General features: G+C 64.6%; 9 protein-coding genes. 5 read left to right on the top strand and 4 right to left on the bottom strand.

The window, feature by feature from the left end; translation table 11 throughout:
- The first annotated feature begins 22 nt into the window (after nucleotides 1–22).
- The 4 genes from FHW92_RS03345 to FHW92_RS03330 all read left to right on the top strand — a co-directional run bounded on the left by FHW92_RS03345 (nucleotide 23) and on the right by FHW92_RS03330 (nucleotide 3,733).
- A complete protein-coding gene (locus tag FHW92_RS03345) occupies nucleotides 23–361 on the top strand; it encodes a hypothetical protein (protein ID WP_168601778.1) in 339 nt (112 codons plus the stop codon).
- A 1-nt stretch (nucleotide 362) separates the two neighbouring features.
- Nucleotides 363–1,685 (top strand): Hsp70 family protein, encoded by a 1,323-nt coding sequence (locus tag FHW92_RS03340; RefSeq protein ID WP_168601777.1) that lies wholly within the window; start codon nucleotides 363–365, stop codon nucleotides 1,683–1,685.
- Nucleotides 1,686–1,755: 70 nt separating this feature from the next.
- The gene (bluB, locus tag FHW92_RS03335; protein ID WP_168601776.1) at nucleotides 1,756–2,397 is read left to right on the top strand and encodes a 5,6-dimethylbenzimidazole synthase; all 642 of its coding nucleotides are present in this window, start codon (nucleotides 1,756–1,758) and stop codon (nucleotides 2,395–2,397) included.
- An 82-nt stretch (nucleotides 2,398–2,479) separates the two neighbouring features.
- Nucleotides 2,480–3,733, top strand: coding sequence for a beta-propeller fold lactonase family protein (locus FHW92_RS03330; protein WP_168601775.1), 1,254 nt, complete (start codon nucleotides 2,480–2,482; stop codon nucleotides 3,731–3,733).
- An 8-nt stretch (nucleotides 3,734–3,741) separates the two neighbouring features.
- Here the strand turns inward: FHW92_RS03330 and FHW92_RS03325 are convergent, their stop codons facing one another.
- Nucleotides 3,742–4,653, bottom strand: coding sequence for a LysR family transcriptional regulator (locus FHW92_RS03325; protein WP_168601774.1), 912 nt, complete (start codon nucleotides 4,651–4,653; stop codon nucleotides 3,742–3,744).
- Between the two features lie 229 nt (nucleotides 4,654–4,882).
- Here FHW92_RS03325 and FHW92_RS03320 point away from each other — a divergent pair, with 229 nt between their 5' ends.
- On the top strand, nucleotides 4,883–5,998 hold the full coding sequence (locus tag FHW92_RS03320) for an NADH:flavin oxidoreductase/NADH oxidase (protein ID WP_168601773.1): 1,116 nt from the start codon (nucleotides 4,883–4,885) through the stop codon (nucleotides 5,996–5,998).
- A gap of 49 nt (nucleotides 5,999–6,047) precedes the next feature.
- On the opposite strand, the gene FHW92_RS03315 is transcribed toward FHW92_RS03320, so the two are convergent.
- The 3 genes from FHW92_RS03315 to FHW92_RS03305 form a co-directional block, all read right to left on the bottom strand.
- Nucleotides 6,048–8,579 carry a glycoside hydrolase family 3 N-terminal domain-containing protein gene (locus FHW92_RS03315; RefSeq protein WP_168601772.1) on the bottom strand — a complete coding sequence of 844 codons (2,532 nt, stop codon included), beginning with the start codon at nucleotides 8,577–8,579 and terminating at the stop codon, nucleotides 6,048–6,050.
- Nucleotides 8,580–8,690: 111 nt separating this feature from the next.
- The gene (locus tag FHW92_RS03310; protein ID WP_246869878.1) at nucleotides 8,691–10,694 is read right to left on the bottom strand and encodes a glycoside hydrolase domain-containing protein; all 2,004 of its coding nucleotides are present in this window, start codon (nucleotides 10,692–10,694) and stop codon (nucleotides 8,691–8,693) included.
- 32 nt (nucleotides 10,695–10,726) lie between these two features.
- Nucleotides 10,727–11,950 carry a YdcF family protein gene (locus tag FHW92_RS03305; RefSeq protein WP_168601770.1) on the bottom strand — a complete coding sequence of 408 codons (1,224 nt, stop codon included), beginning with the start codon at nucleotides 11,948–11,950 and terminating at the stop codon, nucleotides 10,727–10,729.
- Nucleotides 11,951–12,073: the final 123 nt, after the last annotated feature.

Genomic DNA, 12,073 nt, shown 5'->3' with positions numbered 1-12,073 from the left:
GGCAAACCAGTTGGAAGCAGACATGGCCCGCAAACATTCGAAACGTGACCCCTATGGCGATATGCATCAGGAAGAGGAGGCCCCCGCTCCGGCCGTCCCTTGCTGGCTTTGCGGGCGGCCCACCGGATCGACGATCGTCTGGCACCATCCCGTGCCCAAGAGCCGGGGCGGGCGCGATGTCGTGCCCATGCACGGCATTTGCCAGCAGATGCTGATCACCAATTTCACCAATTCGGAATTGCAGCGCTACGGCATGGATGTCGAAGGCTTGCTGGCCAATCCGGCGGTGCGCAAATTCGTCGATTGGGTGGCCAACAAGGATCCCGATTTCACCGCGACCATTGCGAAAAAGCCTCGCTGATATGGGCGTTGGCATGGGCGGGGCGCGCGCCATCGGGATCGATTTCGGCACCACCAATTCGGTCATCGCCCGCGCCTCGGATTGGGCCCATGCCGAAATGATCGAATATGCCGCCCCCGATGGCCCCACCTCGGTGTTCCGCTCGGCCCTGTGTTTCTGGCAGGACGAGGCGTTTCGCGGCGGGCTGGCGCATGAGGCTGGGCCTTGGGCGATTGCCGAATATCTCGATTTTCCCCAGGGCAGCCGGTTTCTCCAATCCTTCAAATCGGTGGCGGCCAGCGCTTCCTTCGAACATGCCAATCTGTTTGAAAAGCGGCTGAAGTTTGAGGAGCTGGGGCAGATTTTCCTGACCCATCTGATGCAGCATGGCGGCGATCCGATGAAGGATGCGCCCGAATGCGTCGTGGTGGGGCGGCCGGTGCGCTATGTGGGGTCGCGGCCCGATGTGGCGCTGGCGCGCAGGCGCTATGACGCGATGTTCGCCATGCTGGGGCGGCCGGTCCATTATGTCTATGAACCGCTGGGCGCGGCCTACAGCTTTGCCTCGCGGCTCAGCGATCCGGCAACCTTGCTGGTGGCCGATTTCGGCGGGGGCACCAGTGACTTCTCGCTCGTCCGGGTCGAGGCGCCGGGGGCCGCGCGGCGCTGCATTCCGCTGGCTTCGGCGGGTATCGGCATTGCGGGCGACCGGTTCGACTATCGCATCATGGATCATCTGGTGCTCCCGTTGCTGGGCAAGGGCGGCACCTATCGTTCGTTTGACAAGGTGCTGGAGATCCCCGCCGGTCATTTCACCGATTTTGGCGACTGGTCACGTCTGGCGCTGATGCGCAACCGGCGCACGCTGGAGCAATTGGCGCGGCTGAAGCGCAGCGCCAGTGATCCGGCCGCCATCGGGCGCATGATCACCATTGTCGAGCAGGAATTGGGCTATGCCCTCTATGAAGCGGTGGGCCAGCTCAAGCGGGCGCTTTCCAGCCAGACCCATGCCAATTTCCGCTTTGCCGATGCGGATCTGACCATCGAGGCCGATGTTTCGCGCGCGGAATTCGAGGCGTGGATCGAGCCGGACCTGCAGCGGATCGGGGAGACGGTCGATACGGTGCTGGCGCGCGCGGGGCTGGGCGTGGATCAGGTCGATCATGTCTTCCTGACGGGCGGCTCCTCGCTGATCCCGGCGGTGCGGCGCTTGTTCGAACGCCGTTTTGGCGATGGGCGCCTTGCCAGCGGCAATGAGCTGACCTCGATCGCCCATGGTCTGGCTCTCATCGGCAATGCTCCCGACCTGCACGACTGGGTGGTAGGCGAAGAGGATCAGGACTGAGCGGGGCATTATCCGCAAGACAGGGGCCGATCATCGACATATAGCTGATGCGAAAGGAGGGCTTTACCTCGTGACGCAGCCCCGGTTCGACGCCGATTTCGCGCAGAAATTCAACACGCTGCTGCGCTGGCGGCGCGATGTGCGCCATTTCGCGCCCGATCCTTTGGCCGAAGGGGATATGGCCGAATTGCTCGAACAGGCCGCGCTCTCGCCCTCGGTCGGCCATTCCCAGCCTTGGCGCTTCGTGCGTCTGCGCTCGCCGCAATTGCGCGACACGCTGGCCCACCATGTCGACGAGGAAAACCTGCGCGCGGCCCAGCGCTATGCGGGCGAGGCGCGCCATGACGACTATCTCGCGCTCAAGCTGCACGGCATCCGCGAGGCGCCCGAATTGCTCGCCGTGTTCTGTGATGAACAGGCCAGCGCGGGCCATGGGCTGGGCATTGCCACCATGCCCGAAATGCTGCGCTATTCCTGTGTCGGGGCAATCCAGACCTTGTGGCTGGCGGCGCGGATACGCGGGATCGGGCTGGGCTGGGTCTCCATCCTCGATCCCCATGCGGTGGGCGTGATGCTCGATGTGCCCGATAACTGGTCGCTGATCGCGCTTTTGTGCATCGGCTACCCGCTGGAGCCTTCCGAAACGCCCGAACTCGAGCAAAAGGGCTGGCAGGCGCGCGAACCGCTGGCCGACCGCCTGTTTGAGCGGTAGTTCAGGAACAAACGCCTGCCCCTATCGGCACGTGCAAAGAAAAATACCGGCCCGGATACAAGGGCCAATTCGGGAAGAGAGAATGACCATCCAACGCCGCGATTTTTCCAAAGGGCTGGCCGCCGCCGCTCTGACCGGCAGGCCCGCCTTCGCGGCCGCCCCGCGCCGGGCCAATACGCTCTACGCCGCAACGGGCAGCGTCATGGCATGGCGCAGCCTCGATACGATGACCGGCGCCAGCGGCAAGGTCAGCGCGATCACCCTGCCTTCGCCGATCCAATATGCTTGGCCGGGCCCGGATGGGCGGTTCCTTTATGTGGCGACATCGGATGCGCCGGGCGGATCGGTGGGCGGCGGATCGATCCACCGACTGGTGGCACTGAAAATCGGGCGGGGCGGGGCGCTTTCGTTTCATGGCGAACCGGCGGTGCTGCGCCAGCGCCCGGTGCATATGAGCGTGGACCCCAGCGGCCGCTATGCGCTCTGCGCCTATAATGCGCCCGCCAATCTGTCAGTCCACATGATCCGCCCCGATGGCACGGTGGGTGAGATGGTGGTGCAGGGTGAGACGCTCGACCTTGGCATTTATGCGCATCAGATCCGCATGATGCCGGGGGGCCGATCGGTGGTGCTGGTGACGCGGGGCAATGATGCCTCGGCCAAGAAGCCCGAAGACCCGGGCGCGCTTAAGGTGTTCGATTTCAACCGCGGCCATCTGCGCAACGCGCAAAGCATCGCTGTCGGGGGCCGGGGCGGGCTGGGCTATGGCCCGCGCCATGTCGATTTCCACCCGCATCTGCCGCTCGCCTATGTCGCCGTCGAGCGACAGAACCAGTTGCATACCCATCGCATCCTGGGCGCGCATCTGGCGCCCGAACCGGAACGGATCCTGTCGACCACCGACCAGCCGCCCCAGGATGCCAAGAGCGCCACAACCCTTGTCGGCGCGATCCATGTCCATCCGCGCGGCCATGCGCTCTATGTGTCCAACCGCGCCAGTTCGACGGTCGAGGTGGACGGGCGCAAGGTCTTTGCCGGGGGCGACAATTCCATCGCGGTCTTTGCGCTTCACCCGCGTACCGGCCTGCCCACGCTGGTCCAGCGCATTGATCCGCGAGGTTTTCATATCCGCAGCTTTGCCATTTCGCCCGACGGACGGATGCTGGCGGCGGCCAGCATGGTTGATATGCAGCTGCGCGAGGGCGGGATGACCCCGGCAGGGCTCAGCCTGTTCCGCATCCTGCCCGACGGCACATTGGCCTTCCTGCGCAAGATCGACACGCCGGTCGGTCAGGAAGCGCAATTTTGGACAGCGATCCTGCCTGTCCCGGCCTGAAACCGGGCCTATGCCTCGTGATGGCCGGTCCGTGCGCTGGCAATCAGGCTGGCGCGCAGCCATTGATGCGCCGGGTCGCGATGGCTGCGTTCATGCCATACGGCCAGTTTGGTAAAGCCCGGCACCGCCAGCGGCAGCGGCCGCCGTATCAGTCCGGCCACGCCATCAAGCAGGCGCGTCGGCACTGTCGCCACCAGATCGGAACGCGCCAGAACCTGCACCAGCACGAGAAAGCAACTGGCCGAGAAACTGACGCGCCGCTCGCGCCCATTGGCGGCCAGCGCACGGTCCACCACGCCCATGAACGCCTCGCCGCGCAGGGACACCAGCCCATGATCTAGCGCGCAGAAATCATCGAGCGTGATGTCGCGTTCCGCCGCCGGATGCCCCTCGCGCAGGGCCAGCGAGTAAGTTTCCTCATAGAGCCGCACGGCATGGAGATCGGGCAGCGCGGCCTCGGGCGTGACCAGAGCCAGATCGACTTGCCCCTGTTCAAAGCCCGCCATCAGCCGCGCATCATCGAGGGAATGAATGGCGATGCGGATGCCCGGCGCCTCGCGCCGCAGCCCTTCCAGCCACGGCACCAGCACGGCCAGTTGCGCATAATCATTGGCCGCGATGGAGAAACTGGCGGTGCTGCTCGCCGGATCGAATTGCGGGCGGGTGAGCATGCATTCCACCTCGCTCATCATCCGCCGCAACGGCTGCGCCAATGCCAGCGCGCGCGGCGTGGGCACGATGCCATGGCTGGAGCGCACGAACAGCGGATCATCCAGCGCCACGCGCAGCCGCCCCAGCATCCCGCTCACCGCCGGCTGGGTCAGGCTGAGCCGATGGGCCGCGCGGGTGACGCTGCGTTCGACCAGCAACGCATCGAAAGCCTTGAGAAGATTGAAGTCGAGCTGTCTGATATCATTCATGCTGATGGGCCGTATTTCAAACCACGATTTGCCTTATAAGGGCATAGGCCTCACATCGCGCCCTGTCCACTTCTGAACAGGGCAGACCCTTTCGAATGCAGAATTCCGTCCCTTGGCCTTCAGGCTATGTCACTAATTTTAGAGACAATTTCTCTGAAAACGCAATGATCCCCGCCGGGCAGATCCCCGCCCGCCAAAACCGCGATATCCCCGCATAAGGAACCCCTCCATGTCTGCACTTTTCACTCCCTTCAGCCTGAAGGATGTTACCCTGCGCAACCGCATCGCGGTGCCGCCCATGTGCCAATACAGCGCGAAAGACGGCTTCGTGTCTGATTGGCATCTTGCCCATTACACCGGCCTTGCGCGCGGCGGCGCGGGGTTGGTGATTGTCGAGGCCACCGGTGTTTCGCCCGATGGCCGCATCAGCCCCGATTGCCTTGGCCTGTGGAGCGACGATCACATCGCGGGCCTTGCCCGGATCGCCGCCGCCATCAAGGCCGCAGGCGCCGTGCCCGGCATTCAGATCGCCCATGCCGGGCGCAAGGCCAATGCCAACCGCCCATGGGATGGCGATGATCATATCGCGCCCGAAGATCCGCGCTATTGGGAAACCATCTCGCCCTCCGCCATCGCCTTTGGCGGGGTGCTGCCCCGCGTACCGCGTGAAATGACGCTGGCCGATATTGCCCGTGTTCAGGGTGATTTCGCCGCCGCTGCCCGCCGCGCCCGCGCCGCCGGTTTCGAATGGCTCGAATTGCATTTCGCCCATGGCTATTTGGCGCAAAGCTTCTTCTCGCGCCATGCCAACCAACGCAAGGATGCCTATGGCGGCGATGCGGCGGGGCGGGGACGCTTCATGCTGGAAACGTTGGCGGCGGTGCGGGCCGTCTGGCCGGAAAACCTGCCGCTGACGGCGCGTTTCGGCGTGGTGGAATATGACGGCCATGACGAGGAAACGCTGGCGCAGGCCATCGACCTGTCGGCAAAAATGCGCGATGGCGGACTGGATTTCCTCAATGTTTCCATGGGCTTTTCCACGATCGAGGCCAAGGTTCCATGGGGCCCGGCCTTCTTTGTTCCCGTGGTCGAGCAGGTACGTTCCGCCTTGGCCATGCCGGTGGGTTCGGCATGGTGCATCGATGCGCCCCATGATGCCGAACAGGCCGTGGCCAAGGGGCAGATGGATGTGGTGATGATGGGCCGGGCGCTGCTGGCCAATCCGCACTATCCCTATGAACTGGCCATCGCGCTGGGTGAGGAAAAACCTGCCTCGCTGCTGCCCGATCCCTATGGCTATTGGCTGCAACGCTATCGCGGCGCGGGCAAGGGCGCGGCGCAGTAAAAGGGAAGGGCAGGCGGCCAGCCATCAAGGCCGCCTGCCCCCTATCGCGTCAAGGCACGATAATTCCTGCCTTTTTCAGATCACCCGGCGCAGAGGACGCCCCGATCCATACCGTGAAGTCGCCCTTGGGGATCACCCAGCCATGGGCCTTTTCATCCCAGACGCCCATCGGATGATGGCTGGCCGCCGGGTCGATGGTGATCGACACCTGCTTCGTCTCGCCCGGCGCCAGAGTGACACGCTGATAGCCGATCATACGGCGCGGCGGTTGCTTCGCCCCCACCTTGTCGGCGCTGGCGGGCAGGCCAAGATAGACCTGAAGCACCTGCGCGCCCTCGCGCTTGCCGGTGTTGGTGACGCTGGCCGTGGCCCGCCATGCGCCGCCCGTGCGGGTCAATTCCGGCTTGCCCACGGCAAAGCTGGTATAGGACAGGCCATGGCCGAAGGGGAAAGCAAGGCAGGTGTTGGCCCCGTTGCTGACCGGACAGGCCCCGCCGATATTGGCATCGTACCAGCGATAGCCGATCGCCAATTGCTCGCTGTAGGTCACGGTCTGCAACTTACCGTCCGCCGACATCGTGCCGGGGAACTGCGTGGCATTGACGTGATCGAGGAAGCCCTTGCCGGTGAAAGGCAGGCTGACCGGCAATTTGCCCGAGGGATTGATCCGCCCGAACAGGACATCGGCCACGATATTGCCATCCTCCTGCCCCGGGAACCAAGCCTCGACAATCGCGGGCCCCTTGGCGCCCACCAGCGAAGCGGGCAGGGCAACGCCCGCATTGTCTTTCAGCACCAGCACCGATTTGGCCGCGACCTTGGGATTGGCAACCAGCGCCTCGATCATCGCCACGGTGCCGCTGTTCTTCGCGCGGTTCTCGCCATCGCTCGTGGCGATCTTGTTCGAGCGGCCCGTATACCAGTCAAGGCTGCTGCCCGCCGCTGCCGAGGCGGCGAGTTGGTGGCCCGTCTGGTCGGTGAAGGTGGCGCGGTCGGCGCCTTCCTCCGAAATCGTGCCCGCCATCATCACCACGGCATCGGCGGTGGCGGCTTCGGCCTGAACCTGCGCGAAAGTGGCGCTCTGGCCGTCGATGGTGGCCGAAGTGTTGGCGTCATCGACAAGGATCAGTCGGACCGAAGCGCCGCCATTGCCCAGATCCGCCAGCGCCGCGCGCAGGCCCGCCAGCGGGGTGACTGTATATTCGGGCACAACGTCCGAACTGCCGCCGCCCGCGCCCATCGGTTCGCCCACCACAGCGCCGCCTGCCACGGCCTGCTGGGCATAGACCTGACTGGCCTTGCCGATCAGCACCAGTTTGCGCAGATCCTTGCGCAGCGGCAGCGCGCCATTGTTTTGCAACAGCACGGTAGCACGACCGCCGATCTCGCGCGCCTTTTTGCCGCCTGCGGCAAAGTCAATCGGGCGACGCTCCAGCTTACGGTCGAAAATGCCCAATTTGAAGGTCTGGGTATAGCGGCGCTCCAGCGCCTCATCGATCCGCGCCTGCGTCAATTCGCCCTTGTCCAGCGCCGCGCGGATCTTGGCGGGGGCCCAGTGCAGCGGCAGCGGCATTTCATGATCGGCGCCATTGAGCAGCGTGGCGACCGTGCTCTTCATCGCGAAAAAGTCGGATTGGACATAGCCGGTAAAGCCCCAATCCTTGCGCAGCACATCGTCGAGCATCGTGCGATTTTCGCAGGAGGACTGGCCGTTGACGTAATTATAGGCGCACATCACCGCCGCAACCTTGCCATCCTTGACCGCCATTTCGAAGGGCAACAGATACAGCTCGCGCAGGGTCTGTCTGTCCACTGTCTCCTGAATGGTCTGACGATTGGTTTCCTGCTCATTGGCGGCGAAATGCTTGACCATGGCGATCAACCCGCGCGACTGGATCGCCTTGGCTTCGGCCACGGCCATCGAGCCGCTCAAATAGGGGTCCTCGCCGAAATATTCCATGTTGCGGCCAAGGATCGGCAGGCGGGCAAGGTTGACGCCGGGCGCCTCAAACACATGCAGCCCCAGATCGAGCATTTCGGCAGCGATCACCTCGCCATACATGCCCGCCACGGCCGGATCGAAGGAGGCTGCCGCGCCAATGGCCGAAGGCAAGGCAGTTGCCTTGGCCGAGCTGGGATGTCCATAGGCGGCGGAAATATCCCCAAAACCGGGCATATGCAGCACGGTCTTGGCGACCTCGGGCGAGACGCAGTCGTTCTGACCCAAACCGACCGGGCCGTTGGTGACGCGGAAGGTGGGGATGTCCAGCGAGGCAATGCCGGTAACATGGCGTCCGCCGAGGCAGGCGGGCAGATCAGGCAGAATTTCGGGCTTGGCCCCGGTCAATTGCTGCAATTTCTGATCCAGCGTCATCGCCGAAATCAGCAGTTTCGCGCGCCGCCGCGCCACCGCTTCGCGGGCTGCGTCATCCGGCGCGCTCTGCTGCTCGGCCACAATGGTTGCCGTCATCCAGGGGTTTGCGGTCTGCGCCTGCGCCGATTGTGCGCCCGATGCCCCCGCCGCTGCGATCACCATCAGCGCCGCGCCATAGGCCCATCGGCTGTTCCATTTCCGTGCCATGCCTGTCCACTCCCACTATGTTTTCTCTGTCGGGCGGAATCATTGGTAGGGCCAATTTTAACAAAAAGCCAGATCAATAATGGAAATTGGATATGGCATTCTTTCGGGCGGTCACAGCCCCCGCTCGCAATTCACATTCAACACACCGCCCTTGGCCAGATCGGCATGGGGCAGCACCGTCCCCAAAGCCCGCGACAATTCACCCCTGCCGGTCCAGCGGGCCGTTGAATGCGCGCCCAATTCCCGCCGAATATCCGCCCAGCCGCCGACCACCCGCACCTGCATACGGTCAAAGGCCGGGCAGATCACCACATAATCCGGGCGCCCCGGCACCAGCGGATAGAGGCCCAGCGAGGCCCAGACATGCCAACTCGTCATGCCGCCCGCATCATCATCCATCCCATCGGCAAACCCCTGCGGCGCCAGAGCGAAACTGAGCCCGCGCCATGGGGTGGGGCGCTTGGCTGCATTGGTGTAGGGGTGATTGACCGGCTGCGTGAGCAGGCGATGGAGGAGCGTGTCGCTTTGCGCCCGATGCCCGCGCCAGGCAAAGAGAAAGGGCGTCTGAATGTCGGGCTGGTTGGTCATGTTGTAGAGATCGTCAGCAAAGAAACGCGCCAGTTCAGCGTCGAAACGCGCCGCCCCCAATTGCCCGACCAGCCAGGGCAGATCGAACACCGGCGCCCAGCGATATTGCCAGAGCGTCCCCTGATAGAGCCCCCGTGCCTTGACCACATCGGCATCCGCGCCAAGGTTCTGAAACACATCGAGCCACATCGCGCGATAGGCCAGCGCCTTTTCGCCATAGTGCTCAGCCATCGCGCCATCGCCCAGGTCCTGTGCCAGTTGCCCGGTTGCCCAGTCATCATAGGCCGCCTCAATCTGTTCGTCGGGCGTGGCGCGGGCGAGGGTGGCGCTTTCCGCCGCCATACCGGTCAGCGCGGCTTTGGCGTCAAATGTGATCCCCTTGCGATAAAAATCGAGCAGCGCCACCCCGCTATGCTCGGTCCGCACGGTCAGGAAAGGCTCCTGCCGGGTGGCCCAGCGCTGTTTGCCCGCCTGATAGAGTTCGACCAGTGAGGCGGCAATATCCTGCGCCTGTTGCGGGTAGGACAGCGCGAGCAAGGGCATCAAGGTGCGGTAATTGTCCCACATCGCCCAACTGGCATAGCGCTGATGCCCGGTGGGCGCATGGCGGATCGCCCCGTCCGCGCCGCGATAGCGGCCATCGCTGTCGGCAATCGCCACCGGCGTTTGCAGCGCGCGAAACAGGGAAGTGGCAAACAGGGCTCGGCGCGGCGTTGGCCCGCTGGGCCGCCAATGGTCCAGCAAGGACTGCCAGCGCCGCCTGGTCTGCGCCTGCAGCATGGCAAAGCGGCGCGCGCCCAGCTCTATATCACGTACAAGGGCGGCGCCATCGCCATCGACCGAGGAGAGGCCCGTGCGCCATTCGATCACATCGCCCCGGCGCACATTCAGCTCCACAAAAGCGCGCCGGTCCGGGCCGATCTCTATCGGCATGGCCAATCGCCGCCCGTTGCGCCACAGGGCAGAGGCCGTAAACAGGTGATAACGCCCCGCATTGCACACCGTCCCCGCCACCAGTTCGGCGCGCAGATCCTGTGTTGTATTGGTCAGCCACGTCGCGCTGATCCGCTTGGCATAGGCATGGTCCGGATCGAGGCGCAGCCGCACCCGCCCGGCGCGCGGCAGGGTAAAGCGCGCAACACCGCCCCCGCGCGTCGCCACCAGATCGGCCACAATCCCGCCGCCATAGCGCAAATGGTAAAAGCCCGGCGCGGCACGCTCGCTGGCTTTATCCATTCGCGCCAGTTCCGGGGCGCCCACATAATCCAGCCCGACCAGCAGATCGCCACCCGCCCCTGCGCAGCCCACGCCCACCGCTCTGGTATGGGAAAATCCGCGCAAGGTTCGAGCGGCATAATCATAGCCATTATGGTTGGCGGGCGCGGTGTCCGGCCCCAATTGCACCATGCCGAACGGAGCCACGGCGGCCGGGGTCAATTGCCCGTAATCCTCCAGCGTGCCGACGAAAGGATTGACCAGATCGACCAAGGGTTTCGGCTCCGCCGCCCGCAAGGGGGCTGCGGTCATAAGACACGCGACAAGGGCGAGGCGGAACCTGTTCATGGGTCCAGCGGGTCCTGAGGATCGACATGAAAGGAATGGGCGTCCGGCACAAAGCGCAGCGAAAGAACATCCGGCCCCGCCGTCACGCGCCCCGGTTCATAGCCCAGTTCGGCGCGGTTGCGTGCGGCAAAGCCTTCGCCGCCGATATAGGCATGGGTCGCCGGATCGGTGACGAGCAGCGCCGGTTTGCCCTGCGCAAAGGGCGCGGCCAGCAGCAGGCGGGCGCAATTGCGCATGTTCGTCGTGGTGTGGCGGGCATGGGGCTCGATCACGATTTGTGCGGGCGAGACGCCATAGAGCGAGATCAGTTCCTGCCGCATCTCGACCGCTTCATTATAGGCGGTGCGGTTGGGATGGACCCGACCGCCCGACAGGATGATGACCGGCGCCGCGCCCTTGGCCAGTTGCGCGGCGGCAAGGCGCAGCCGCAAATGACCCAGCACGCCGGTGTGCGAGACGGGATCTTCCGGTCCATGGCCGAACACCAGCACCGCCGAATAGGGATAAGCGGTCTGCTTCGTCGCACGCAGGGCAGCAAAAGCGGGCGCGTTAAGGCCTGAGGGAAGCGGCAGATATTCGATCGCATTGGCGCGCTCATTGGCCGCCAGCAGGCCCATCGCATAGCGCAATGCGGAATCAAAAACCGTATCATCCCCGCGCCCCTCGGCCAGAGTGACAGCGGCATGGGATTTGAGCAGGGCAGGGTAGGCGGCATCGCGTATTTCGAAAATCATGCTGTCGATCACCGGATAGCGCGGCTTTTCGCCCAGGGCATAAACAGCGATAATATGGTTCAGCCCGGCAGCCGCCTCGCGCCATGCCGCATCGAGCAGCGCGGCATCGCCCAATTCCGCATGGCGCGCATAACGCCGCGAGGGGCGCATCCGCTCTCCGACGAGAGCCGTCAACCGCGCCCGTTCCGCGCCAATCCGGACCAGCGCCGCCGATACACGGTCACGATCCGCCTCGCTCCACAGCCATGCTTGCGCCAGACAGGCCGGTTGCGGCGTACATTCCCCGGCCGCAGTCACCCGCGCCGCGCGCTCGGCGGCCAGCGCCTGCATATCGGCATCGCGGCGCAAGGCTGCGCGCCACCCCGGCTCCTGCGCCAGATCATGCATCAGCGGCACGATGCGCCGCGCCAGAGGCTGGTCGGCCGCAGGCAGGACGACGGGCGCAACAGGGCTGCTCGCGGCCAGCGCGACATGTGGGGTCCACATCAGGGCAGCGCAAAGCAACGCGAGGCAGCGCATCGGATTTTTGCCAATCATATCCTTATCACTTCCACTTGGCCGGAAAGCCCAAGGGCCTCGCTGCGACCGGCGCGGCGAGGCCCGATGGGT

The organism is Novosphingobium sp. SG707 (genome assembly GCF_012275515.1).
In the GTDB taxonomy this organism is placed as follows: domain Bacteria; phylum Pseudomonadota; class Alphaproteobacteria; order Sphingomonadales; family Sphingomonadaceae; genus Novosphingobium.
This window is presented reverse-complemented; position numbering and strand designations above follow the sequence as displayed.